Origin of the sequence: Acinetobacter sp. ANC 4862 (assembly GCF_004336635.1) — a bacterium.
GTDB lineage: Bacteria > Pseudomonadota > Gammaproteobacteria > Pseudomonadales > Moraxellaceae > Acinetobacter.
Window position 1 is genome coordinate 12903 of record NZ_SJXH01000026.1, and the last position, 23496, is coordinate 36398.

Here is a 23496-nt window from a genome sequence, read left to right on the forward strand (position 1 = left end):
CTTAAAGCGGTGAACTATTTTTGTTGACTACAAATTTTGCTTTGTTGGCTGTGTATCTTGACCATAAATAGCCAACCACTAAACCAAGTCCCACAACAAATAGAATGAGAGAGGCATTTGACCAGACCAAAGCAGTTTCCTTGGTTAAAACGCCAAATAACAACCCAAAAATTGCTGGGGCGATGGACGCATTATTTCCTTCAGACACCGTAGGCGTCAGTAAAATCGCAAATCCAATGATCCACGTGATTCCGCCCAAAGGTTTAGGCAAGCGTTTTGCAATCGCATACCACGCCCAAAGAATAATAATGCTGCCTAATACATAAACCGTGACAGCGATGCTGTCTTCAGGAATTGAATCTAGTAGTGAAAGAAAACTATTCATCGTGCAACTCCTGAATCGACTTTAGGCACCGCGCAACCCTTCTGGGGCAGCTTGATTAGGATTGATTAAACCTTCTGGTGGCACTTGAATAAAGAAGCCTTTAGTCTGAATTGAGTCAATCACATGCAACACATTTACCCGTGCCAATTTACGGCTTTCAGATAGCTCTAAATCCATGACAAAAGTTGCACGACCGAATGCAACACGCATCGGTTCTGGCAAAACTTCCAGTGGACTCGCTGCTTCAGCTTCGTTTTCAGTTGGCTCAGGACGGGCAATGTAAAGATACATTTCATCTTTTTTGCTGGATTTGAAAATTGAACAATGCATAGTTGAAACAGTACTCATAAAACTTAGCTCAAGCATACAGCAAAAAAAAGACGGATACATTAGTGATTATTAACGCATCAGTCTTGATTTTGTATAAACGATAATTCTTTAATCAATCTGTTTAAAAATTATTCCATCACCTTCATTTGGGTCGACAGATATTGCTCGTCAGCATGCAAAACATCAATAAGCGGCTTGGTTAACAGCTCATAGCGCCAACCTAAAAGATAAGCCGGTAAATCCTGCTCATCATTATGAAATACCACATGTTGATACAGTGCATTGAGCCATTTTTTACGCATCAGCACTTCTTTCGGCACTGTGGTTTCTTCTACTACCGCCTGAATGACTTTATCGACTTTTTCACCAATATCTTTAGATGAATGCCGAATTGGACGTGCCATACGCAGTGGCCATTCCGCCTGCTCAGGCAAGAATTTCAATAAATCTAAAATGGTCTTCCCATGATCGCGCACGATATTTTGACGAATATCTTTAATGCTGGATAACTGAAAAGGATTACGGGGATTTTTTTCCACCAAATCAATCATGGTTGAACTTTTCAGAATAAAGCTGCGTGGATAATTCAGCGCTTTAACCATCTGTTCACGCCACACAGCCAGTTGTTGTAACTGCATCAGTTGACGGCGTGAATGACGATAATTACCAATATCTTGGTAGAGCAAATCTAATGGCGTTTCTTGACCAATTTCATGGGTCAGATGACGACAATCTTCGAGTGCAAAATCGAGCAAATATTTTTCAGTTAACTCATGCTGAATTTTATTGGATAAATTCATCAAATAAAGCACATCATTCGCAGCATAACTCAGCTGTTCAGGGCTAAGCGGACGTGCCAACCAGTCAGATCGCGTTTGACCTTTGTCAATATCGACATCTAGCATGTGCTTTAACGCATTTTGATAGCTCATCTGTAGCCCATGGCCTAAAAAGGACATGCCGACCTGAGTATCAAAAACATTGCTTAGACTTTTTTGCTGGGCATAGTGATAGATGAGATCAATATCTTCACTACAGGCGTGGAAAACATTCTGATGTGCTTGAAATAATTTTTCCCAAAATGCAGACAAATCCAAACTTGTCCCATCGAGCAAAAAGACCTGACCTGCAACATTGATCTGAAATACACCCAATTTAGGCCACAGGGTATCCACTTTGATGAATTCTGTGTCTAATCCATAAATGGATGTCTGACCCATCAAATGCAAAATATTATCTAAGTCTTTTTGTTGCTGAATGAACTGAAACATATTACCGAGTCTAAAATCAGATTCTCTTGAAAAGCATATTAACCGATATATAACATTTAGATATAACAAATTTTACATCTAGTACGCATATTCACTCTATTTTTAGTATTTAAATCAAAACATAATGAGCTTTTATATATTTTTTGTATAAGTTTAAACTTAATTTAAACAAATAAAATTCAAATTTAAACCCATCAAAAGTGATGAAATAAGTACCATGGCACTTATTTCATACGCATGCGATTATGAACTGCCTGACTTAAAGTATGACTATCCACATATTCAAGCTCTCCCCCTTGAGGAACACCTTGAGCGATACGGGTCATTTTCAGAGGTAAATGCTTGGTGGCTTCTACCAGATAATGTGCTGTCGCTTGACCTTCCACAGTGGCATTGGTTGCCAGTATCACTTCAGAAACACCACCTTGACTCAAGCGTTGAATCAAATATGGAATGCCAATTTCTTCTGGCCCAATCCCATCCAGTGGGGACAAATGCCCACCCAATACATGGTATTTGCCACGAAAACTGCCACTTTGTTCAATCGCCATCACATCTGCCGGCGATTCCACCACGCATAACAGCTGATCGTCACGTTCATGCGAAAGGCAGATATCACAGACTTCATTTTCAGTCAGTGAATGACAAACGCTACATTCATGAATATAAGTGGTCGCTTCATTTAAGGCATGTGCCAAGCCGACTGCACCTTCCCTATTTTTCATGATCAGGTGTAATGCCATGCGTTGAGCCGATTTCGGCCCAACACTTGGCAAAATACGTAAAGCTTGTACCAGTTGATCAAATCGATCACTAAACACTAAACGTATTCCTTAGAATAAACCGGCAAGGCCTGGTGGCAAGCCCATACCAGAGTTAGCTGCTTTCATTCGTTCTTCAGAAACCGCTTCAGCCTGACGTGCAGCATCATTCATGGCAGCCGCGATCAAGTCTTCAATCATGTCGGCATCTTCTTGAAGAAGTTCAGGATTGATTTCGATCCGTTTTACCACGTTACGACAAGTCATGGTCACTTTCACCAAACCGCCGCCTGCTTCAGCATGAACTTCTGTTTGAGCAAGCTCTTCTTTGGCCTTTTTCATGTTGTTTTCAACATCTTTTTGCATGCGCTGCGCTTGCTGCATCAACATATTAATGTTCATAAAATTCTCCGAACAATCAATTTCTAAATCAATGTCTATAAAAAATTAGATTAAATCTAAACCACGACTAATGTCGCGAATAATATCATCAATATCTTCTAAACCAACAGATACACGAATTAAACCTTCACGAATACCTGCAGCTTCTTTCGCTTCCGCTGAGAGTTTACCGTGAGTTGTCGTCGCCGGGTGAGTAATTGTCGATTTCACATCACCTAAATTACCGGTGATAGAAATAAATTGGGTATGGTCGATGACTTTCCAAGCCCCTTCACGACCACCTTTCACTTCAAACGAAACAATACCGCCAAAACCAGTTTGTTGTTTCGCTGCAAGCTCATGACCGACATGTGAAGGCAAACCAGCATAATAGACTTTTTCAACTTTTGGATGAGCATTCAGGAATTCAGCCAGTTTCTGTGCATTTGCTGAATGTTCACGCATACGTAAACGCAAAGTTTCCAGACCTTTCAAGAATACCCAAGCATTAAATGGACTCATTGATGGACCGGTGGTACGTACATAACCAAAAACTTCTTCAAGCAGTTTATGATTACCCACCACGGCGCCGCCTAAAGCACGACCTTGACCATCGAGATATTTAGTCGCGGAATAAACAACCAAGTCTGCGCCAAATTTAATCGGTTGTTGCAATACTGGTGTACAGAAGCTGTTATCAATTGCAAGCAAGGCCCCATGGGCATGTGCAAGATCAGCCAAGGCTTGAACATCAGCAACTTCAGCAAGCGGGTTGGATGGAGATTCTACAAACAAGAGTTTGGTTTCAGGCTTGATGGCATTTTTCCATGCTTGCAAATCTGTCAAATCAACAAAATCAACGCTTACGCCAAATTTAGCCACGTATTTTTCAAACAAAGATACAGTCGAACCAAACACAGCACGTGAACAGATAACATGATCACCCATTTTCAAATATGACATTGCAACAGCCATAATTGCTGCCATACCAGAACTGGTCGCCACAGCACGTTCAGCACCTTCCAGGGCAGCCAAACGCTTTTCGAACATCGCTACAGTCGGATTGGTGAAACGGGAATAAATATTTCCCGGTTCTTGACCCGAAAATTTAGCAGCTGCTTCTGCTGCATTTTCATATACAAATGAAGATGTCAGGAAAATTGGCTCGCCATGCTCGCCTTCAAAACTACGTGTATGACCTGTACGAATGGCTAAAGTATCTAATTGGTATTCAATGTCGTCTTGTTGGCTCATCTTTCCTACCCAGTCCTTGGACTGCCGTTGCTAATAATTGCCAATATTTTGAGCGCCTATGGCATTTCAGGTCAAGGTATAATGCACAAATATCGCCTACACTTCGACCAATCCACTCTATGTTAGTACCCGCAGCAATGATTCAAGTTAAAAATAAAATTGCCAAGCACAAAAACAAACTTAAGAACCTGTCGACCCGTTTGTTTAATTCAAAATCGCTGGTTTTATCGCAAACTACGCCCTATGAAATCATTGCAGAGTACAAACAAACCCGTGTGCGTTATTACGCCTCACCGGATAAACAATACAAAGAACCACTGGTCTTTGTTGCACCGCTTGCAATCAACATGGCCATTTACGATCTTTACCCTTACCGTTCGTTGGTGAAGCATTTTCAGAATAGTGGTTTTGATGTCTATTTAGTCGAATGGGGTCAATACAACTATAAAGATCGCTTCCTGAATTTCATGTCATTCATTGATGATGCCATTCCCCATTGCATCACCCAAATTCGTCAGCATTCAAATAGCGATGAAATTTCACTGCATGGCTGGAGTATGGCCGGTGTATTTGTCATGCTGTATTGCGCACTGCATAAACCGAACTACGTTAAGAATTTAATTGTATTGGGCAGTCCGGTAGACAGCCATGCTTCAGGTCGTACCGGTAAAATTTTTCAAAAGGTCAATCAGCTGATTGCCAAAAATAAAGCTCTGAAAAACAAAATCTATTCTGAAACTTTACCTAAATCCCTGATCCATACTCCGGGAGTATTAAATTCATTCGGGTTTAAAATTATAGACCCTATAGGATGGATTCAAAGTCAGAAACAGCTCCTGCTTAATCTGGATAACACGCAAACTTTATACGAACATGCCACAATGGGACACTTCCTGAATCGCATGATTGATTATCCTGGCGGTATCAATCAGGACATGATTTTTAATGTCTGGCTACAAAATCCGCTCAAAAATGGCGTTATCCAATTACAAGATAACAATATCGAATTAAAGAATATTCAGTGCTCTGTATTGGTGGGTGCGGGTCGCAGCGATCAGATCGTCTCTGTAGAAGCGGTTAAACCTTTAATTGAATTGACAAATAGTCAAGATGTCACGTTTACTCTTATCCCCGGTGGTCATTTAGGGCTGATGTCGAGCCAATCCAGTGCCAATGAGTTCTGGCCATTTATGACCACCTGGCTAAAACACAGATCAAGCAAAATATAAAGGAAACATCATGATTCAGTCAGTTGCATTTATCGGCTTGGGCGCAATGGGTTACCGCATGGCAGCCCATTTGCCTCAACATTTCGACACGGTCTATGTATGGAACCGCAATTTCGAAAAAGCCAAACAGCATGCAACTGAATTTGGCACTCAGGCAGTCGAAATGGAACAGGCGGTTCAAGCAGATATCATTTTTTCTTGCCTGCCGACCAGTAAAGAAGTGGAAGACCTCATTGCCACTGTTAAAATTAAATCTGGTGCGGTATGGGTCGATTGCACCAGTGGTGTTCCTGAATCGGCAAAAAATCTGGCAACGCAACTCAAATTACAAAATGTAGATTTCCTTGATGCTCCGGTCAGTGGTCAAACCATTGGCGCTGAAAATGCGACATTGACTGTGATGATTGGTGGAGAAACTACAGCTTTTGAAAAAGCCCTGCCCGCAATTCAAGCCTTCGGTAAACTGATTAAACATGTCGGTGGCCCGGGTTCAGGATTTGCAGTAAAAGCAGTAAACAATATGTTATTGGCTGTAAACCTTTGTTCAGTGGCAGAAGGTTTTACCGCACTCAAAGCACATGGCGTAAACCTGAACGAAGCCTTAGATTGTATTAATGCCTCCAGTGGAAAAAGCGGCGTAACCGAAACAATTTTACCGCAGCGCATTTTAAACCGTAGTTTCCCCCTGACCTTTGCCCTACCATTATTAGCCAAAGATACTGGTATTGCTTTAGACTTGGTTCGTGAAGCTAAACTTTCTGCGCCAGTCATTGCCCTTACCCAAAGTTTAATTCAAGCTTCCAGTGATTTAGCAGAAAAAGACAGTGACTTTTCTAGCGCTGTAAAAATGTACGAATCATGGAGTAAAATTACACTTGAGTAATAACTCGCCATTGAATAATGATAACGAAACCTCATATTGTGATTATGTGTTATACACAATGTTCTTACAGAGGAAACTCTCATGACTAAGTTTAGTATTGCAATTTTTGCTAGTGTTGCAACTTTTATTGGGGCAAGTGCTTTTGCAGCAACGCCAGAGCAAGAATGTCAAAAATTGAAAAATGATCATGATATCATTTACGCCTCTAAAGGTTTTTGCTTTAAAGACCCTGAAGCTAAGGCGAAGTTTGGCAATGATAATTGCTATACAACTAAACCAAAATTTTCAGAAAAAGAGCAACAACGACTTGACGCCATCAAAGATCGTCAGAAAGAATTGAACTGTAAATAATTACGGTACACAATCACTTTCAAGGATTAGCCATGCTTTACGATGATCAAAATATTTTTGCACGAATTATCCGCAACGAGATTCCTGCAATTAAAGTGTATGAAGATGACCAAGTCCTCGCTTTTATGGACATCATGCCGCAAGCTGAAGGTCACACGCTGGTCATCCCTAAAACCCCTGCAATTACATTGCTTGATCTACCACCTGATGCTGCTGCTTATACCATTCAGATTGTACAGAAAATTGCCCAAGCAATGGAAATAGCACTTGCAGTCAAAGGCATTGTACTGATGCAACTTTCAGGCGCGTCTGCGGGTCAAACTGTTCCACATGTCCATTTTCACCTTATTCCAAGTTCGGTTCATGAATTAGGTAGACATGCTATAGACATGGGTGACCAAGAGAAAATTAAGGTGCTGGCAGAAAAAATTAAGGCTGCACTTTAAATTATTTCTGCATATCCTAAGAATGGAGCGTAAGCTCCATTTTTATTTTTTGTAAACCTTAATGACAAAAAATCATTAATCATTTGATTTTAAATAATTTTTATAAAAAAATAATTCAAAATAATTTTTTTACAAAACAAAACATTTAATATTTTTGAAATATTTCCTTAATCTTACTGTCTTATTTGTAATTAATACTTAGCACCAATACAGGACCGGTAGCAAAATTTAACAAAGCTACTACAACACCCTTGTTAAGACCAAAACAAGTCTTATTGGAGCTACACATGAAAAAAACGTTATCTGCATTAGCAATCGGGGCAACAATTTTAACACCAATTATGGCAGCTGCTGCTGATGTTAAAGTGTATGGTCGTGCACACGTTTCTTTAGATTATCTGGATGATGGTCAAGATTATAATGAAGTAGGTCTTTCTTCAAACTCTTCACGCCTAGGCTTTAAAGCTGAACAAAAACTAGAAAATGGCATGACCGTATTTGGTCAAATCGAACAGGAAATTAACTTTGCAAGTGGTTCTGCAAATGATGATGTTGAATTTGCAACTCGCGATACTTTTGTTGGTTTAAAAGGTGATTTCGGTCAAGCGCGTATCGGCCGTTTTGACAGCCCATTCAAAGTAGCACGTGGCCCGGTCAACTTCTTTGGTGATATGATCGGTGATGTTCGTAACGTCACACGTGCTGGCAACTTGCGTTTTGATGAACGTAATAACAATACCATTGAATATAAATCACCAAAACTTGCTGGTGGTTTCAATGTATTAGGTGCACTTTCTTTACATGAAGCAAACAGCCCAGATGCACTTAAAGACGACACTAAAGACAAAGATAAAGCATACGACCTTGCTTTAACCTATAAAGAAGGTAAAGTCGATTTTGCTGCTGCATATGAGCATTATGAAGAAGAAGCCACTCGTGGCGAACGTGATGGGTTCCGTGTGGCTGCTGCATATAAAATCACTCCTAACTTCAACCTTGGCGGTTTATATCAATTCCTTCAGCATGATAACTCTGAAGCAAATCCAGATGCACAAGTATTTGGTGTAGCGGGTGAATATAAATTTGCACCAAAAACATCATTACGTGGCGAAGTATTCCACCGTGACGTAGATGCAGATGAGTCAAATGCAACATTATTAGCACTAGGTGTAGAACATCGTTTAGATCCTGCTGTACGTGTATATGCAAACCTTGCAACAGTACTTAATGATGAAAACTCAACTCTAACTCCTTGGGCTCAAGCTCGTTCAAACAACGTAGCTGGAGCCGAAGGTCAAGATGCAACTGGTCTTTCTCTAGGCTTACGTTACGACTTCTAAGTCCAAACGGTATCCAAAACAAAAAAGACCACCTACGGGCGGTCTTTTTTATTTCTCACAAATAGAATATTTAAAACCATATCTGCATTATTTTCCTTTTTAAATTATTAAATCCTAATTAAAAAACAGATTAATCTTACTTAATAAATATTATTTCAAATACCAATTTTCAATAATATGCAACAATTTTGGTCGGATTTTACATAATACATAACCATTTTAGTCAACTTTAAATATAATACATGACCATTTTAGTTGGGATTTAAAAAATCTTAATACAAAGTATTTAACTCAACTTTAAACCAATAAAAATTAGTTTATTTTTTAACATCAACCAAGAATAAGTTATTGTTTCTATTGGTTTAAATAATATATTTTCACTTTAACTGTTTAATCTATTTATTTTTAGTTACTTTTTGTTTAATAATATCCATTATGTTTTAAAAATAGGCTTATTTGCATGAGCTTAATACCAAAAGATTTTAACCAACGATTAGTTCGCGAGATAACAATCATATTAATAATTAAGATTGTTATCTTGTTGACGATTAAACATATCTGGTTTGATGCCCCTACTATTCCCAAAAATTTTGACAATCAAGTTGCCGAGCACATTGCCGGCAGTCCTTCCCCAATCAAGGAGACACGTTGATGATTTCTGAAAGCGTGGTCGATCTTTCGCGGTTCCAATTTGCAATGACCGCGATGTATCACTTTATTTTTGTACCTCTTACTCTTGGTCTCGCTTTTATTCTTGCCATTATGGAAACCACCTATGTGATTTCCGGTAAAGAAATTTACAAGGACATGACCAAATTCTGGGGCAAACTCTTCGGTATTAACTTCGCTTTAGGGGTGACCACTGGTTTAACCATGGAATTCCAGTTTGGTACAAACTGGGCATATTATTCGCACTATGTAGGCGACATTTTTGGCGCTCCACTGGCGATTGAAGGCCTGATGGCATTCTTTCTGGAATCGACTTTTATTGGTTTATTCTTCTTCGGCTGGGATCGACTTTCTAAAGTTCAGCATCTAGGCGTAACCTGGCTGGTTGCTCTCGGTTCCAATATGTCAGCACTGTGGATTCTGGTTGCCAATGGCTGGATGCAAAACCCGGTCGGTTCAGCATTCAACTATGAAACTATGCGTATGGAACTGGTTGACTTCGGTGCGTTGATTTTCAACCCTGTAGCTCAGGTGAAATTTGTCCATACCGTTTCTGCTGGTTATGTGACTGGTGCAATCTTTGTATTAGCAATTTCAAGTTTCTACTTGTTGAAAAAACGCGATATTCCTTTTGCACGTCGTTCTTTCGCCATCGCTGCCATTTTCGGTTTAGCCTCTACTCTTTCCGTGATCCTGCTAGGTGACGAATCGGGTTATGAGTTAGGTGATGTTCAAAAAACCAAACTTGCTGCGATTGAAGCGGAATGGGAGACTCACCCTGCTCCTGCGCCATTCACATTGTTTGGTATTCCGAATCAACAAGAACAACGTACTGACTACGCCATCAAAATTCCATATGTAATGGGTATTATTGCGACACGTTCTTTAGATAAAGAAGTGACTGGCCTTAAAGACCTCATGGTTCAACATGAAGTCCGTATTCGTAACGGTATGCTTGCTTATGATCAATTGGAAAAACTCCGTGCAGGGGATAAATCTCCTGAACTGAAAGCTGCATTTGAACAAAATCAAAAAGACTTAGGCTACGGCTTGCTTCTGAAAAAGTATTCTCCAAATGTCGTGGATGCATCTGAAGAACATATTAAGTCTGCAGTGAAAGATACTATTCCAAACGTAACAGCACTGTTCTTCTCGTTCCGTGCAATGGTTGCTTCAGGCTTCCTGATGTTACTGTTATTCATCCTTGCAACTTATGCCGTGGCAAAACGCAATGCTGAAAACAAACCGTGGTTACTTAGATTTGCCTTATATTCACTACCGCTACCATGGATTGCGGCACAAACTGGTTGGTATGTGGCAGAAGGTGGTCGTCAACCGTGGACGATTGGTGAAGTACTTCCTACACACTTGTCGACTTCTACATTAAGTACTGGCGACATCTGGGGTTCAATCATTGCACTGGCTGCATTCTATACCGTGCTGCTTATTATCGAGATGTATTTGATGATCAAATTCACTCGCTTAGGGCCAAGTTCTTTACATACTGGTAAATACCATTTCGAAAAACTTGAAGCACAAAACAAAGTTCATGGGGAGGCTCAATCATGATCGAATATGAACTTCTCAAAATTATCTGGTGGGTATTGGTTGGCGTATTGCTAATTGGTTTCGCCCTGACCGATGGTTTCGATATGGGCTCGATGGCCATTATGCCATTCGTAGGTAAAAATGATGACGAACGTCGTGCGGCAATCAATACGATTGCCCCACACTGGGACGGTAACCAGGTTTGGTTTATCACTGCCGGTGGTGCACTGTTTGCTGCATGGCCAATGGTTTATGCAACCGCCTTCTCAGGCATGTACTGGGCGCTACTTCTGGTCTTGTTTGCCTTGTTCTTGCGACCTGTCGGTTTCGACTACCGCTCCAAGTTAGAAAACACCAAATGGCGTAATTCTTGGGACTGGGGTTTATCAATTGGTGGTGCAGTTCCCGCACTGGTCTTTGGTGTCGCGTTCGGCAACATGTTCCTGGGTGTGCCTTTCACTTTAGATGAAACTGTACGTTCAACCTATACAGGTAGCTTCTTTGCCCTGCTTAACCCATTTGCGATCGTCTGCGGTCTGGTCAGCTTATCGATGCTGTGTGCACATGGTGGTGCATGGCTGATGCTTCGTACTGATGGTGATTTACGTGCACGTTCTGCCAAAGCAACTCAAATCATGGGCATGCTGTTCTTAGTCTGCTTCTTGGGTGCAGGCGCATGGTTATACTTCGGTGGTATTGAAGGTTATACCTTGGTACAACCATTTGATACCAATGCGGCTGCCAATCCATTAGCCAAAGAAGTGCTTACCAATGGCAATCACGGCTGGATGAACAACTACACTACCTATCCAATTACAATGATTGCGCCTATCATGGGTATTCTTGGTGGCATCATCGTGGTGCTTGCGGCAGGTAAAAACAAGGCTGGTTTCAGCTTCCTAGGCTCAAGTCTTGCTGTCATCGGATCAATCTTGACTGCTGGTTTTGCTCTGTTCCCATTCTTAATGCCATCAAGCCTTAATCCAGCGATTAGCTTGACAATGTGGGATGCGGTTTCTAGTAAAACTACACTCACTGTCATGACAGTAGCCGCTTGTATTTTTGTACCGCTAATCTTGTGTTACACCACTTGGTGTTACTACAAAATGTGGGGTGTGATCACCAATAAACACGTTCAGGATAATTCACACAGCCTTTACTAAGCTTGTGTGCAAGGAGAATAGATATGTGGTATTTCGCTTGGATTCTTGGAATTTTAATGGCGTGTTTTGCAGGGGTACTCAGCGCCCTTTACATCGAACATCATCAAGATCTGGATGAGGAATAAAAAATGACTGAAGCTGCAATAACAACAGAGACCAAGAAGCCGAACAAGTTTGCAATGGCCATTTCATTTTTGTTGGCATTGCCGCTTGCAGCCGTTTTATTGATTCATCCAGCAATGATGCTAGATGCAAATGGTGAATATAGTCACCGTACCATGATGTATATCATGATCGGTATTTCAGGTGGCTTTATTCACGGGGTAGGTTTTATTCCAAAGTTTTGGTTATGGAAATGGTTATTTAGCCCATTTCTGGCATGGCCACTGATGCTTTGGGGTTACTACACCTGGCTCTTCACCTAAACAAAAAAGCCCTCGATTGAGGGCTTTTTTTATTACTTATTATACATTGCATCAATTCTTGCTTTTTCTTCAGATGAAATATCCTCTTGCATCAAAAAACAATCACGGTATTTAGCATGCAAAATATGTATCCATTTTTCTTTACCACTATGTCTTAAAAGAATTTGTCCAGCCATAGTGTTAATCCATTGGATTGTTTCATTATATCACTATATTGTTTTTCATTTAGACCAAATGTACTTCTTACTAAAGAATGTTTCCCAGTATGAACAATCGAGTTTAAGTGCTTAAGTGAATAAAATTTAAATTCTTCAAACTGTAGTGCTATAGACCTAATTTCTTCAATATTTTTTAATTTTTCTATCATTTCAGAAACCATTGGTATTTTTTCATTTTTAAATAGCTCCGCAATGCTTGTGATTTGAAATTTCAGAATTTGATTATTTGTCGCACTCAAAAGCAACCAATATGCACAGACAGTAGACTCAAATTGCACTCTAAACAATGCAAGTGCTGAAGTATACAATTCAGTTTCTAAAAGTGTTTTTACAGCAATTCCATGTTCTATGGATATTTCGCAACATTGATAAACCAAATCAAGTCTTAACCCGCCATCAACCAACTCTGAACTATCTAATTGTTTGTTTAATTCTTCAATCATCATTAATGATTTTTTATACAGATTCATTTTCCCCTCTCACAAAAAAGCGAGATTATCATCTCGCTTTAAAATAGTTATTTTGTTTATCTATGGGTATGAATTGACATCACAATACCCATACTTGCCAGTAACGAAATAACAGCTGAACCACCATAACTCATCAACGGCAATGGATCTCCAGTAACGGGTAAAATACCGCTCGCCATGCCCGAGTTTAAAAATACAAAGAAGAAGAAGGTCAATCCAATGGTGCCGGCAAATAAACGACCAAAATTGTGAAAGCTATTCAACCCAATCATTAAGCAACGAATAATAATGGCTGCAAAAAGACTGAATAATAAAAATACCCCGATAAAACCATATTCTTCAGCATAGGCTGACATAATAAAGTCAGTATGATGTTCAGGTAAGTAACCCAAATGCGACTGTGTCCCGGTCAAATACCCTTTACCGGTTAAGCCGCCAGAACCAATGGCAATTTTGGACTGGATGATATTCCAGCCTGCGCCCAACGCATCCGACTCTGGATCAAACAAAGTTAAAACCCGTTTCTTTTGGTAGGTTTGTAACAAAAACATCCAAATAAGAGGTGCTACCACAGCCAGTGCCGTCAATGCACCCAAAATTAGGCGCCATGACATCCCACAAAGAAATAAAGCAAAAATACCGGGAATAATAAGTCCAATATTCAGGTCAGGTTGCAAAGCCACCAACACGAAAGGAAACATCATTAATATGAGTCCAATGGCAATCTGCATGAATGTGGGTGGAAAAGCACGACGAGAAAAAAACCAAGCCATCATTAACGGCATGGCAAATTTCATAATCTCACTAGGCTGCATACTTCCGATGCCTGGAATGGTTAGCCAACGCTTGGCACCCAAACGAGTATCACCAATGAGCAGCACTAATACCAACAGCACAATGCCCAGTATATAAAAATAAGGGCTCGCTGCCTGATAGACTTTTGGCGGAATCTGAGCACATAAAAACATGATTATAAAGCCCACGCCAAAACTTGTGGCTTGGCGGATGACCATGCTGCTATCTTGCATGGTTGCACTATAGACCACCATCAATCCCAGCACTGAATTCAATAAAAGAAAACAAAGTAACCATGGATCTAAATGTAATCTAGTCCATCTTGATGAATCATGTTTAATGCTTCTACCATCACGTAAAGAGTGACGTAAAAAACGATACTGAGGTGATGGTATCATTTGAAATATTTGAGTGTTTAAATGCGATGCCAAAGTATAAATTTAAAGCTCTAGAGATAATACATCTGAAGCCATTTTTTATTTTATTTTTGTACTGTTAAAATCAATTTTGCAAGTTCCAAATCATCAGAATAAGTGATTTTGATATTGTCTGAACGACCCTGCACCACTTTCACTATTTCCCCCACATACTCCAAAGCACTGGCTTCATCAGTAATAGTGATGCCATCCTGCAAAGCTTTTTCAATAGCATGCTTCAATATGCCTAACTTTGAAATTTGCGGTGTTTGTGCTTGCCATAAATAATCACGGCTCACGGTTTTATTAATATTATTCGCTTGTTCAACCAGTTTTAAAGTATCACGCACCGGAATTGCCAAAATCGCACTACAGTTTTCTTGTATTGCAGTATTCACTAAACGATTCAAACAATCTTGGGTGACACAAGGACGTGCAGCATCATGCACAAAAACCAAATCATCAGGTGAAGCAATCTGACTTAAATAAGTCAAACCATTCAGAACAGAATTCACCCGTTCTGCCCCACCAACACAAAAATAAGCTTTATCAGGCTGAGTAAAATTTAATGTTTTTGCAACCGAATCATCTTCACTGATCGCCAATACATAACCTGAAAGTGGCAAATCATTCAAACGACTGATCGTATGTTCTAATACCGTTTGACCTTGAATCATCTGGTACTGCTTAAGTTCAGTTTTAGAAAAACGACTTCCAGAACCCGCAGCAGGAATAACTGCCCAAATTTTATGGTGCATTTGCGGGTAGATCTCCGGCACCGTCTTCATTTGTTCTTAAATCAACTTTGGCATTTGGATCGATATAAATGGGTTTATAGTTTGTACCAATCATGCTCATTTGCACAAAAGTTTCATGCGGCTTGACTAAACCAAGATCTAAACGCGCATGTTCTTCAATGGCTTCAATACCATTTTTCAAGTCATAGACTTCAGCAGCCAATACACGGTTACGTTCTTTTAATTCCGCATTTATTTCTGTTTGTTGTTGAATTTTTTCGGCTAATTTTTGATGGTCATGATAACCACCTTCGCCAAACCAGAATAAGTACTGAAACCCTGCGATCAAAATGATCGCAAGGCCCAATAATACTTTACTCGCAGTGGAGTTAAATATACTTAACATAAATCGCATTAGTCGCTTAGTTCAAACCTTTGAATTCAGCTTTACCGCGATATGCAGCATGAGTCAATTCTTCAATACGAAGTAATTGGTTATATTTAGCAACACGGTCAGAACGACACAATGAACCTGTCTTGATTTGACCCGCTGCTGTACCGACTGCAAGATCCGCAATGGTAGAATCTTCAGTTTCACCTGAACGGTGTGAAATCACTGTAGAGTAACCATTTGCTTTCGCAAGGTAGATCGCATCTAGAGTTTCAGTCAAAGTACCGATTTGGTTATATTTGATTAAGATCGAGTTACCGACTTTCTCATTAATACCACGTTGTAAAATCTTAGGATTCGTTACGAACAAGTCGTCACCAACCAACTGGATTTTGTCGCCCAGGATTGAAGTCAGGTAAGACCAACCTTCCCAGTCAGACTCGTCCAAACCATCTTCAATCGAGATAATTGGGTATTGTTTTACCAAACCAGCTAAATAGTCAGAGAATTCGTTGCTTGTGAATGCCTTGTTGCCTTCGCCCGCAAGAATGTATTGACCATTTTTGTAGAATTCTGAAGATGCACAGTCAAGCGCAAGCATGATGTCAGAACCTGCTTTGTAACCCGTTTGACCAATTGCTTCAAGAATAACCGTAATTGCTTCTTCGTTCGAACGTAAGTTCGGTGCGAAACCACCTTCATCACCAACTGCAGTGTTTAAACCTTTTTTGTTTAATACTGATTTAAGTGAATGGAAGATTTCAGCACCCGCACGTAGCGCTTCAGAGAATGAAGTGAAGCCTACTGGCTCAATCATAAATTCTTGAATATCAACGTTGTTGTCTGCATGTGAACCACCATTGATGATGTTCATCATTGGTACAGGCATAGTCAAAATCGTTTGACCACGAAGATCTGCGATGTATTGGAAAAGAGGAATTTTCTTTTCTTCAGCAGCAGCACGCGCAGCAGCCAAAGACACCGCCAATGTTGCGTTTGCACCTAATTTTTCTTTGTTTTCAGTACCGTCTAAAGCGATCATCGTGTTATCGATGTCTTTTTGTTCGAATACTGATTTACCAACTAGAGCATCACGAATTAACGTATTTACGTTATTAACAGCAGTGCGAACACCTTTACCTAAGTAACGTGATTTATCACCGTCACGAAGTTCTAAAGCTTCACGAGAACCAGTTGAAGCACCAGATGGTGCACATGCACGGCCAACTACGCCAGATTCTAAGATTACGTCTGCTTCGATGGTTGGGTTACCACGAGAGTCCAAAATTTCACGTGCACGGATGTCAACGATTTGACTCATGAACAATTCCTCAGTTGATTGAATAACTAGATGCTATTAAAAGCATCAATGAGTATCTAACTTTTTGAATCCTTTAACCAAAGTATCCAATTCTTTTAATTGCGCCAAGAACGGCTCAAGCTGTGACATACGCAGTGCGCATGGACCATCACACTTGGCTTTTTCTGGATCAGGATGTGCTTCCAGGAATAAACCAGCCAAACCAGTTGCCATACCTGCGCGCGCAAGCGTGGTGATTTGCGCACGGCGTCCACCTGCTGAATCCGCACGACCACCTGGGGTTTGAAGCGCATGCGTGACATCAAAAAACACAGGAACATCCATTTCTTTCATGATGTCGAAGCCCAACATGTCTACAACCAGATTGTTGTAACCAAATGCCGAACCACGCTCACAAATAATCAGTTTGTCATTTCCCGCTTCCAGACATTTATGCAAAATATGGCGCATTTCATGTGGAGCAAGGAATTGTGCTTTTTTGATGTTGATGATGGCATCAGTTTTTGCCATTGCTTCAACAAGGTCAGTCTGGCGGCTCAGGAAAGCTGGAAGTTGGATAATGTCCGCAACTTCAGCAACAGGAGCAGCTTGGTAAGGTTCATGTACGTCAGTAATGATCGGTACATTGAAATGTTTTTTAATGTCCGCTAACCACTCAAGACCTTTTTCCAGACCTGGGCCACGGAAAGAGTGCAAACTAGAGCGATTAGCTTTATCAAAACTTGCCTTAAATACATAGGGGATATCCAAACGTGTGCAGATATCAACATAAGTTTCAGCAATTTCAAAAGCTAAGTCTTTAGATTCAAGTACATTCATTCCGCCGAATAATACAAATGGCAAGTGGTTTGCCATTTGTATATCGCCTAAACGTACAATTTCTTGTGGTTTTAATTGCGACATTATTTAAACTTTCCTAGTTTATTCCTAGAGCAACATTATTTAGTTTTTTGATACTGTTTTTTAGCAGCGTCAATAAAGCTAGCAAATAATGGATGTCCATCACGTGGAGAACTTGTAAATTCCGGGTGGAATTGTACAGCAATAAACCAAGGATGTTGAGGAATTTCAACAGTTTCTACTAAATGTTGGACTGGTGAATAACCTGAAATTTTCATGCCCTTTTCTTCAAGCACAGGAATATAACGGTTGTTCATCTCGTAACGGTGACGATGACGCTCGATGATTTCTTCAGAACCATAAACTTCTGCAGTTTTAGTTCCTGCAACCAGTTCAGATTTTTGCGCACCTAAACGCATAGTGCCACCCAGATCAGAATCAGCAGAACGTTGCTGAACTTCACCGCGCTCATCTAACCATTCAGTAATTAAACCAATCAATGGAGATTTGGTTGAACGGTTAAATTCAGTCGAGGTCGCATCTGCAATACCGGCAACATTACGTGCGTATTCAATCACAGCCAACTGCATACCCAAGCAAATACCGAGGAACGGCACACCATTTTCACGTGCGAATTTAATCGCCTGCATTTTGCCTTCAGTACCGCGCTCACCGAAACCGCCTGGTACAAGAATCGCATCAGCATCTTGTAATACAGTTGCAATATCCTGGCTTTCAAGTTCTTCAGCATTTACGTAGTCGATTTGAACTTTAACGCGGTTTTTAATACCGGCATGTAAAAGTGCTTCGTTCACAGATTTGTAAGCATCTGGAAGTTCAACGTATTTACCAACCATCGCTACACGTACCGTGTATTCAGGATTCAGTAATGCTTCTACAACATTATCCCAATCTGTTAAATCAGCTTCAGGAAGATCATTATAACCAAAACGTTCACAGATTAAATCATCAACATTTTGTTCGTAGAATGTACGTGGAATCTGGTAGATCGAACGTGCATCTTTACATACCACAACGGCACGTGCTTCAACGTTGGTAAATAATGCAATCTTACGCGTAGTATCGGCATCTACATCGTACTCTGTACGGCAGATCAAAATGTCTGGCTGAATACCAATCGACAAAAGCTCTTTTACAGAGTGTTGTGTTGGCTTGGTTTTAAGTTCAGCTGCAGATTTGATATATGGCAATAATGTTAAATGCATCAGCATGGTACGTTTATGACCAAGCTCAACCATTAACTGACGAACAGATTCCATGAATGGGAGAGATTCAATGTCACCTACTGTGCCGCCAATTTCAACAATCGCAACGTCATAGCCTTCGCCTGCGCGAAGAACACGTTCTTTAATATTATCCGTAATATGTGGAATAACCTGAACAGTACCACCGAGGTAATCACCACGACGTTCTTTATTGAGTACGTCTTGATAAACACGACCTGAAGTGAAGTTATTCAGTTTGGTCATTTTCGCACGACGCAAGAAACGTTCGTAATAACCCAAATCTAGGTCAGTTTCAGCACCATCCTCTGTGACAAAAACTTCACCATGTTGGAAAGGACTCATTGTCCCTGGATCGACATTAATGTATGGATCCATTTTGACCATGGTTACTTTTAAACCACGGGCTTCTAAAAGTGCAGCAACTGAAGCAGCTGAAATACCTTTACCTAGTGATGAAACTACACCACCAGTCACGAAAATAAAATGGGTCATTGGGTTTCTCGTACAATCGAGCCTAAATCGGCCTGCAATGTTGCGCAATTTTACTTTACTCTGTACCTATAAAGCAAAGTCATTCCGCATCAATTCAAAGAACAATAAACAATTGGTTATTCTATCAGCATTTCCGATAAAAAATTAGAGGGACTTTATAGGATTTTCATCTTGGTATTTGCTGTTATAATGGTTACATCCTATTAATGCTTTGTTTTGTGCAATTATGAATAAAAATTTTTTGATTTGTGGCGCTATTGCAGCAGCTTTATTATTAACAGCGTGTGTAAAAAAAGAAGCACCAAAGGAAGATGAACAAGAAAAAGTTGAGACCACTCAACAAATTGAACAAGTGGATGAACCTGTTCAGTTACAACCATTAGATTCAACTGAAAATACACAAGTTGAAATTCCTGCACAGGTTGAAGTAGAACGCCAGGAAACTGCGAATACAACGACTGTAATTCGTCGTGAAGTAACTCAACCAGCGACCACTGAAGCACCTAAAGTTGTAGCAGCAAAGGCTGAAGCGCCTAAAGCGGAAGAAAAACCGACTCAAGCAACGCCATCAAAATCAAATTCTGCTACTCAGTCTGAAGATGATGCAGTTGCTGCTGCAATTGCTGCTGCAACGCCTGCGCTTGAAAACTAAGTTAAATTTTAGTTTCAATGTAAAAAACCCAGTGATTTTACTGGGTTTTTTTATTGGATGATTGATTTATATTGGATCACTATGGATGACAATTTAATTTTAATCCAAAAAAATAATACTGCTAAAAATAGAAACCACGCTATTCTTTGAAATGAAAAAATTTAAAACTTAATACCTCCTACTCCACTGCAATACAATACAAGAGCCGAGTGATATTTGAGTTAAAATACAGATCACTTTTAGGGTTTTTAATAATGTTAAAAAAATGTTGTGACCTGCTTGAACAACATCAATTAAAGATTGCTTTTATCGAAAGCGCCAGCTCTGGCTACCTTTCCAGTCAATTTTCCATTTGCAAGAACAGTGGTGCAGAAATTTTACTGGGTGGACTGGTCTGTTATGATCCTTCCATCAAGATTGATATCCTGAATATTGATGCCGAGCTTATAGAAAAATACACGGCCGAATCTGCCGAAGTCACAGAAGCCATGGCGATTCATGGAAAAAAACTATTTACTCACGCAGATATTGTGGTGGCTTGTACCGGTTTACTCAAACCTGGTGGTAGTGCAACAAAAACAAAACCCGAAGGCACTTTTTTTATCTCAATTTTATACTTAAATAAAATGCACAACTTTCATTATTTTATTGATGGAACGCCTTTACATAAGCTTTCTGTCTTAATCCAGCATATTGCAGCAGAAATCATCAAACTCATTGATGGAGTTTAGTTATGTTGAAATTCAAAACTTTTATATGCAGTTTAATCCTGCTCCCCTGCACCAGTTTTGCAACCGTGGGAGGACCTCACAATGTAGAGTTCCTGGGTTATGATGCCAAAGACCAAAAAGTCTATCTACTCAAACATTATGAAGATGGTCGTGGTCGTCTGCCACAACTCTACTATTATCAATTTAAAAACAACAAGCAGCCTGAAAAACTCATTCAGGTCAATTCGCTTTATATCAATCCTAAAACCAAGAAAATTGATTACGATCAAGACAGCACACAATTTAATAAAGACATTTTAAAAATTAAAAAAAGATTAGCCCCTTTAATTGCTGTAAATAAAGCCTCAGTCAAAGTCCAAATCGTGAAAAAAACGCGTGTACAAAAATCTACAAGCTCTGGATTTGATGGTTTAATCACTGAATATCAGTATCGTTATAAAGTGGTTACACCGCAATTAAGTAGTCTGCAACATACAGCTAAAGCCTATAAACCCAACTTAAATATTTCACAAGCCTTCAAAATTCCGCAACACAACAAAATGGTTGTAGCGGTTAAATACTTGGGTATTCCTTTTGAAACAGGCTATAGCATTGAAGACCCTGTTTTACTCACACTAAAAAAATAAAGAGCTAAAAAAATAAAGCCTCCGAAGAGGCTTTATAAAAATTTGAGAAATTTATGCTGCAGTACGTTCTGCAATCGGCACCACTTTACGTAATTCTGGACCGGTATAATCCGCACTTGGGCGAATAATACGATTGTCCGCGCGCTGTTCCATCACATGTGCTGCCCAACCGGTTACACGGCTCATCACAAAAATTGGTGTGAACAGTTTGGTTGGAATACCCATAAAGTGATAGGCAGATGCATGGAAGAAGTCAGCATTACAGAACAATTTCTTCTCACGCCACATCACTTCTTCACAGCGTACAGATACAGGATAAAGTACCGTATCACCGACGTCTTTGGCTAAACGCTCCGACCAGATTTTGATGATGCCATTACGTGGGTCATTGTCTTTGTAGATTGCATGACCAAAGCCCATGATCTTTTCTTTACGCTCAAGCTTGCCCAGCATTTCACGTTCAGCTTCTTCCGGAGACGTCCAGTTTTCAATCATTTCCATAGCAGCTTCGTTTGCACCACCGTGTAATGGACCACGTAGTGAACCAATTGCACCCGTGATACACGAATGCATATCAGATAAGGTTGAAGCGCATACACGTGCAGTAAATGTTGAAGCGTTAAATTCATGTTCTGCATACAGAATCAGCGACACATTCATCACCTGTTCATGTAATTCATTTGGCTTTTCACCACGAAGCAAATGCAGGAATTGTGCACCGATAGAATCATCATCGGTATTTTCTTCGATACGTACGCCATCATGGCTAAAACGATACCAGTAGCAGATGATTGCAGGTAAAGTTGCCAAAATACGATCTGCAACATCTTGCTGTATATCGAAAGATTGTTCTGTTTCCAGGTTACCCAACATGGAAACACCAGTACGCATCACATCCATTGGATGCGAATCTGCTGGAATACGTTCCAAAACTTCTTTCAATGCCTGCGGCAAATGACGAAGTGTTTTCAATTTGGCTTTATAAGCAGCAAGCTGTTCTTTGGTTGGCAATTCACCAAAGAAAATCAGGTAAGCCACTTCTTCAAATTGACAGTTTTCAGCAAGATCTTGCACATCATAACCGCGATAGGTTAAGCCTGCGCCACTCTTACCTACTGTTGATAGCGCTGTTTTACCTGCCACTTGTCCGCGTAATCCCGCGCCAGTGAGTACTTTTCCTTCAGCCATTTTTTAATTCTCCATTTTGAATTATTTATTTAAACAATTTATCCAAGGTGTTTTCAAAGGTATGATAATCAAGGAATTCGTAAAGTTCTTTACGTTGTTGCATCTTATCCAATACGTTGACTTGCGTACCATTTTCACGAATTGAACGCATTACTTCCAAAGCTGCTTTTTGCATTGCACGCGTTGCTGACAGTGGATAAAGTACCATACTGATCCCTTGTTCACCCAACTCATCTACCGTGTAATAAGGCGTATCACCGAATTCGGTAATATTTGCCAATACTGGAACACCGACTGCATCACACACTGTGCGATACATGGTAATGTCAGTCATTGCCTCAGCAAAAATGGCATCCGCACCCGCTTCTACACAGGCACAGGCACGATCAATGACCGCTTGCAAACCTTCTTTTTGCAAGGCATCAGTACGCGCCATCACCACAAAGTTTGAATCGGTTTTCGCATCGACAGCAGCCTTAATACGGTCAACCATTTCCTGCTGGGTCACAATTTCCTTGTTCGGACGATGACCGCAACGCTTTTGTGCAACCTGATCTTCAATATGAACTGCCGCAGCACCTGCCGCAATCATTTGTTTAACCGTACGGGCGATATTAAATGCACCACCCCAACCTGTATCTATATCCACCAACAACGGGGTATCTACACGTTCAGTAATACGACGTACATCTTCTAGAACATTATCTAAACTGGTCATGCCTAGGTCAGGTAAACCATAAGAATAATTGGCAACACCTGCACCCGATACATAAATGGCTTTATAACCCACTTCTTTCGCCATCATGGCTGCGTAGGCATTCACTGTGCCGATAATTTGTAATGGTTTTTCCACTTCCAGTGCTTGTCTAAATCTTAAGCCTGCAGACATTTGTTGTGTCATATTCCTTTCCACAGTTTTCACTTTACTTATCGAAT

29 protein-coding genes are annotated in these 23496 nt (G+C 40.2%); 13 read left to right on the forward strand and 16 right to left on the reverse strand.

Features of this window, described 5'->3' with window-relative positions; all coding sequences use genetic code 11:
• Position 1: 1 nt before the first annotated feature.
• The 6 genes from E0409_RS11455 to E0409_RS11480 form a co-directional block, all read right to left on the reverse strand.
• Positions 2–385: a hypothetical protein gene (locus tag E0409_RS11455; RefSeq protein WP_131290999.1), complete on the reverse strand. Its 384-nt coding sequence runs from the start codon at positions 383–385 to the stop codon at positions 2–4.
• Between the two features lie 21 nt (positions 386–406).
• Entirely contained in the window at positions 407–715 is a 309-nt protein-coding gene (locus E0409_RS11460; protein ID WP_131291061.1) for a YcgL domain-containing protein, read from the reverse strand.
• Positions 716–843: 128 nt separating this feature from the next.
• Positions 844–1986, reverse strand: coding sequence for a ribonuclease D (locus tag E0409_RS11465; protein WP_131291001.1), 1143 nt, complete (start codon positions 1984–1986; stop codon positions 844–846).
• 224 nt (positions 1987–2210) lie between these two features.
• A complete protein-coding gene (gene recR / locus E0409_RS11470; RefSeq protein WP_131291003.1) occupies positions 2211–2807 on the reverse strand; it encodes a recombination mediator RecR in 597 nt (198 codons plus the stop codon).
• 12 nt (positions 2808–2819) lie between these two features.
• Positions 2820–3149: a YbaB/EbfC family nucleoid-associated protein gene (locus E0409_RS11475; protein WP_131291005.1), complete on the reverse strand. Its 330-nt coding sequence runs from the start codon at positions 3147–3149 to the stop codon at positions 2820–2822.
• Between the two features lie 45 nt (positions 3150–3194).
• Positions 3195–4382: an O-succinylhomoserine sulfhydrylase gene (locus E0409_RS11480; RefSeq protein ID WP_131291007.1), complete on the reverse strand. Its 1188-nt coding sequence runs from the start codon at positions 4380–4382 to the stop codon at positions 3195–3197.
• Between the two features lie 137 nt (positions 4383–4519).
• Here E0409_RS11480 and E0409_RS11485 point away from each other — a divergent pair, with 137 nt between their 5' ends.
• The 10 genes from E0409_RS11485 to E0409_RS11530 all read left to right on the forward strand — a co-directional run bounded on the left by E0409_RS11485 (position 4520) and on the right by E0409_RS11530 (position 12436).
• Positions 4520–5611, forward strand: coding sequence for an alpha/beta fold hydrolase (locus E0409_RS11485; RefSeq protein WP_131291063.1), 1092 nt, complete (start codon positions 4520–4522; stop codon positions 5609–5611).
• 10 nt (positions 5612–5621) lie between these two features.
• Positions 5622–6494, forward strand: a complete 873-nt coding sequence (locus tag E0409_RS11490) for an NAD(P)-dependent oxidoreductase (protein ID WP_131291009.1) — start codon at positions 5622–5624, stop codon at positions 6492–6494.
• Positions 6495–6575: 81 nt separating this feature from the next.
• Positions 6576–6845, forward strand: coding sequence for a YARHG domain-containing protein (locus tag E0409_RS11495; protein WP_131291011.1), 270 nt, complete (start codon positions 6576–6578; stop codon positions 6843–6845).
• A gap of 32 nt (positions 6846–6877) precedes the next feature.
• Positions 6878–7291, forward strand: a complete 414-nt coding sequence (locus E0409_RS11500) for an HIT family protein (protein WP_131291013.1) — start codon at positions 6878–6880, stop codon at positions 7289–7291.
• 287 nt (positions 7292–7578) lie between these two features.
• Complete coding sequence (locus tag E0409_RS11505; protein ID WP_131291015.1) at positions 7579–8631, forward strand: porin; 1053 nt, start codon at positions 7579–7581, stop codon at positions 8629–8631.
• A gap of 460 nt (positions 8632–9091) precedes the next feature.
• Positions 9092–9283: a cytochrome oxidase putative small subunit CydP gene (cydP, locus tag E0409_RS11510; protein WP_131291017.1), complete on the forward strand. Its 192-nt coding sequence runs from the start codon at positions 9092–9094 to the stop codon at positions 9281–9283.
• The gene (locus tag E0409_RS11515; protein ID WP_131291018.1) at positions 9283–10869 is read left to right on the forward strand and encodes a cytochrome ubiquinol oxidase subunit I; all 1587 of its coding nucleotides are present in this window, start codon (positions 9283–9285) and stop codon (positions 10867–10869) included. The genes cydP and E0409_RS11515 overlap by 1 nt, the downstream gene beginning before the upstream one ends.
• Complete coding sequence (gene cydB / locus E0409_RS11520; protein WP_131291020.1) at positions 10866–12011, forward strand: cytochrome d ubiquinol oxidase subunit II; 1146 nt, start codon at positions 10866–10868, stop codon at positions 12009–12011. Before E0409_RS11515 ends, cydB begins: the two co-directional genes overlap by 4 nt.
• 23 nt (positions 12012–12034) lie before the next feature.
• The gene (gene cydX / locus E0409_RS11525) at positions 12035–12136 is read left to right on the forward strand and encodes a cytochrome bd-I oxidase subunit CydX (protein WP_002120988.1); all 102 of its coding nucleotides are present in this window, start codon (positions 12035–12037) and stop codon (positions 12134–12136) included.
• A gap of 3 nt (positions 12137–12139) precedes the next feature.
• Positions 12140–12436 carry a cyd operon YbgE family protein gene (locus E0409_RS11530; RefSeq protein ID WP_131291022.1) on the forward strand — a complete coding sequence of 99 codons (297 nt, stop codon included), beginning with the start codon at positions 12140–12142 and terminating at the stop codon, positions 12434–12436.
• A gap of 32 nt (positions 12437–12468) precedes the next feature.
• On the opposite strand, the gene E0409_RS16765 is transcribed toward E0409_RS11530, so the two are convergent.
• From E0409_RS16765 to pyrG, 8 genes are all read right to left on the reverse strand, one after another.
• Positions 12469–12612, reverse strand: coding sequence for a hypothetical protein (locus E0409_RS16765; RefSeq protein ID WP_252151809.1), 144 nt, complete (start codon positions 12610–12612; stop codon positions 12469–12471).
• The gene (locus E0409_RS11535) at positions 12591–13124 is read right to left on the reverse strand and encodes a DUF6988 family protein (RefSeq protein WP_252151810.1); all 534 of its coding nucleotides are present in this window, start codon (positions 13122–13124) and stop codon (positions 12591–12593) included. Before E0409_RS11535 ends, E0409_RS16765 begins: the two co-directional genes overlap by 22 nt.
• A 56-nt stretch (positions 13125–13180) precedes the next feature.
• A complete protein-coding gene (gene rodA / locus E0409_RS11540) occupies positions 13181–14317 on the reverse strand; it encodes a rod shape-determining protein RodA (RefSeq protein ID WP_131291024.1) in 1137 nt (378 codons plus the stop codon).
• An 83-nt stretch (positions 14318–14400) separates the two neighbouring features.
• A complete protein-coding gene (gene ispD / locus E0409_RS11545; protein WP_502699827.1) occupies positions 14401–15123 on the reverse strand; it encodes a 2-C-methyl-D-erythritol 4-phosphate cytidylyltransferase in 723 nt (240 codons plus the stop codon).
• The gene (locus E0409_RS11550; RefSeq protein WP_131291028.1) at positions 15083–15478 is read right to left on the reverse strand and encodes a septum formation initiator family protein; all 396 of its coding nucleotides are present in this window, start codon (positions 15476–15478) and stop codon (positions 15083–15085) included. The genes ispD and E0409_RS11550 overlap by 41 nt, the downstream gene beginning before the upstream one ends.
• A gap of 16 nt (positions 15479–15494) precedes the next feature.
• Positions 15495–16784, reverse strand: a complete 1290-nt coding sequence (gene eno / locus E0409_RS11555) for a phosphopyruvate hydratase (RefSeq protein ID WP_131291030.1) — start codon at positions 16782–16784, stop codon at positions 15495–15497.
• Positions 16785–16829: 45 nt separating this feature from the next.
• Positions 16830–17687, reverse strand: coding sequence for a 3-deoxy-8-phosphooctulonate synthase (gene kdsA, locus E0409_RS11560; RefSeq protein ID WP_131291032.1), 858 nt, complete (start codon positions 17685–17687; stop codon positions 16830–16832).
• Between the two features lie 35 nt (positions 17688–17722).
• Positions 17723–19363: a CTP synthase gene (gene pyrG / locus E0409_RS11565; RefSeq protein WP_131291034.1), complete on the reverse strand. Its 1641-nt coding sequence runs from the start codon at positions 19361–19363 to the stop codon at positions 17723–17725.
• Between the two features lie 226 nt (positions 19364–19589).
• On the opposite strand from pyrG, the gene E0409_RS11570 reads away from it, so the two are divergent.
• The 3 genes from E0409_RS11570 (at position 19590) to E0409_RS11580 (ending at position 21372) form a co-directional block, all read left to right on the forward strand.
• Entirely contained in the window at positions 19590–20015 is a 426-nt protein-coding gene (locus tag E0409_RS11570; RefSeq protein WP_131291037.1) for an internalin, read from the forward strand.
• 254 nt (positions 20016–20269) lie between these two features.
• On the forward strand, positions 20270–20746 hold the full coding sequence (locus E0409_RS11575; protein ID WP_131291039.1) for a CinA family protein: 477 nt from the start codon (positions 20270–20272) through the stop codon (positions 20744–20746).
• Between the two features lie 2 nt (positions 20747–20748).
• On the forward strand, positions 20749–21372 hold the full coding sequence (locus E0409_RS11580) for an aminotransferase (protein ID WP_131291041.1): 624 nt from the start codon (positions 20749–20751) through the stop codon (positions 21370–21372).
• 51 nt (positions 21373–21423) lie between these two features.
• Here the strand turns inward: E0409_RS11580 and prpC are convergent, their stop codons facing one another.
• Entirely contained in the window at positions 21424–22560 is a 1137-nt protein-coding gene (prpC, locus tag E0409_RS11585) for a bifunctional 2-methylcitrate synthase/citrate synthase (RefSeq protein ID WP_131291043.1), read from the reverse strand.
• Between the two features lie 25 nt (positions 22561–22585).
• Complete coding sequence (gene prpB / locus E0409_RS11590; protein WP_067724715.1) at positions 22586–23461, reverse strand: methylisocitrate lyase; 876 nt, start codon at positions 23459–23461, stop codon at positions 22586–22588.
• Between the last annotated feature and the right edge of the window lie 35 nt (positions 23462–23496).

Excerpts from the sequence above, each read along its gene's own strand:
- E0409_RS11550 (WP_131291028.1), bottom strand. The coding sequence starts at position 15,478 with ATGTTAAGTATATTTAACTCCACTGCGAGTAAAGTATTATTGGGCCTT.
- E0409_RS11575 (WP_131291039.1), top strand. The coding sequence starts at position 20,270 with ATGTTAAAAAAATGTTGTGACCTGCTTGAACAACATCAATTAAAGATT.
- rodA (WP_131291024.1), bottom strand. The coding sequence starts at position 14,317 with ATGATACCATCACCTCAGTATCGTTTTTTACGTCACTCTTTACGTGAT.
- cydX (WP_002120988.1), top strand. The coding sequence starts at position 12,035 with ATGTGGTATTTCGCTTGGATTCTTGGAATTTTAATGGCGTGTTTTGCA.
- E0409_RS11455 (WP_131290999.1), bottom strand. The coding sequence starts at position 385 with ATGAATAGTTTTCTTTCACTACTAGATTCAATTCCTGAAGACAGCATC.
- E0409_RS11490 (WP_131291009.1), top strand. The coding sequence starts at position 5,622 with ATGATTCAGTCAGTTGCATTTATCGGCTTGGGCGCAATGGGTTACCGC.
- prpC (WP_131291043.1), bottom strand. The coding sequence starts at position 22,560 with ATGGCTGAAGGAAAAGTACTCACTGGCGCGGGATTACGCGGACAAGTG.
- E0409_RS11570 (WP_131291037.1), top strand. The coding sequence starts at position 19,590 with ATGAATAAAAATTTTTTGATTTGTGGCGCTATTGCAGCAGCTTTATTA.
- cydB (WP_131291020.1), top strand. The coding sequence starts at position 10,866 with ATGATCGAATATGAACTTCTCAAAATTATCTGGTGGGTATTGGTTGGC.
- eno (WP_131291030.1), bottom strand. The coding sequence starts at position 16,784 with ATGAGTCAAATCGTTGACATCCGTGCACGTGAAATTTTGGACTCTCGT.
- E0409_RS16765 (WP_252151809.1), bottom strand. The coding sequence starts at position 12,612 with ATGGCTGGACAAATTCTTTTAAGACATAGTGGTAAAGAAAAATGGATA.
- E0409_RS11465 (WP_131291001.1), bottom strand. The coding sequence starts at position 1,986 with ATGTTTCAGTTCATTCAGCAACAAAAAGACTTAGATAATATTTTGCAT.
- pyrG (WP_131291034.1), bottom strand. The coding sequence starts at position 19,363 with ATGACCCATTTTATTTTCGTGACTGGTGGTGTAGTTTCATCACTAGGT.
- ispD (WP_502699827.1), bottom strand. The coding sequence starts at position 15,123 with ATGAAGACGGTGCCGGAGATCTACCCGCAAATGCACCATAAAATTTGG.
- E0409_RS11530 (WP_131291022.1), top strand. The coding sequence starts at position 12,140 with ATGACTGAAGCTGCAATAACAACAGAGACCAAGAAGCCGAACAAGTTT.
- E0409_RS11500 (WP_131291013.1), top strand. The coding sequence starts at position 6,878 with ATGCTTTACGATGATCAAAATATTTTTGCACGAATTATCCGCAACGAG.
- E0409_RS11580 (WP_131291041.1), top strand. The coding sequence starts at position 20,749 with ATGTTGAAATTCAAAACTTTTATATGCAGTTTAATCCTGCTCCCCTGC.
- E0409_RS11460 (WP_131291061.1), bottom strand. The coding sequence starts at position 715 with ATGCATTGTTCAATTTTCAAATCCAGCAAAAAAGATGAAATGTATCTT.
- cydP (WP_131291017.1), top strand. The coding sequence starts at position 9,092 with ATGAGCTTAATACCAAAAGATTTTAACCAACGATTAGTTCGCGAGATA.
- kdsA (WP_131291032.1), bottom strand. The coding sequence starts at position 17,687 with ATGTCGCAATTAAAACCACAAGAAATTGTACGTTTAGGCGATATACAA.
- E0409_RS11480 (WP_131291007.1), bottom strand. The coding sequence starts at position 4,382 with ATGAGCCAACAAGACGACATTGAATACCAATTAGATACTTTAGCCATT.
- E0409_RS11535 (WP_252151810.1), bottom strand. The coding sequence starts at position 13,124 with ATGAATCTGTATAAAAAATCATTAATGATGATTGAAGAATTAAACAAA.
- E0409_RS11485 (WP_131291063.1), top strand. The coding sequence starts at position 4,520 with ATGATTCAAGTTAAAAATAAAATTGCCAAGCACAAAAACAAACTTAAG.
- E0409_RS11495 (WP_131291011.1), top strand. The coding sequence starts at position 6,576 with ATGACTAAGTTTAGTATTGCAATTTTTGCTAGTGTTGCAACTTTTATT.
- E0409_RS11505 (WP_131291015.1), top strand. The coding sequence starts at position 7,579 with ATGAAAAAAACGTTATCTGCATTAGCAATCGGGGCAACAATTTTAACA.
- prpB (WP_067724715.1), bottom strand. The coding sequence starts at position 23,461 with ATGACACAACAAATGTCTGCAGGCTTAAGATTTAGACAAGCACTGGAA.
- E0409_RS11515 (WP_131291018.1), top strand. The coding sequence starts at position 9,283 with ATGATTTCTGAAAGCGTGGTCGATCTTTCGCGGTTCCAATTTGCAATG.
- E0409_RS11475 (WP_131291005.1), bottom strand. The coding sequence starts at position 3,149 with ATGAACATTAATATGTTGATGCAGCAAGCGCAGCGCATGCAAAAAGAT.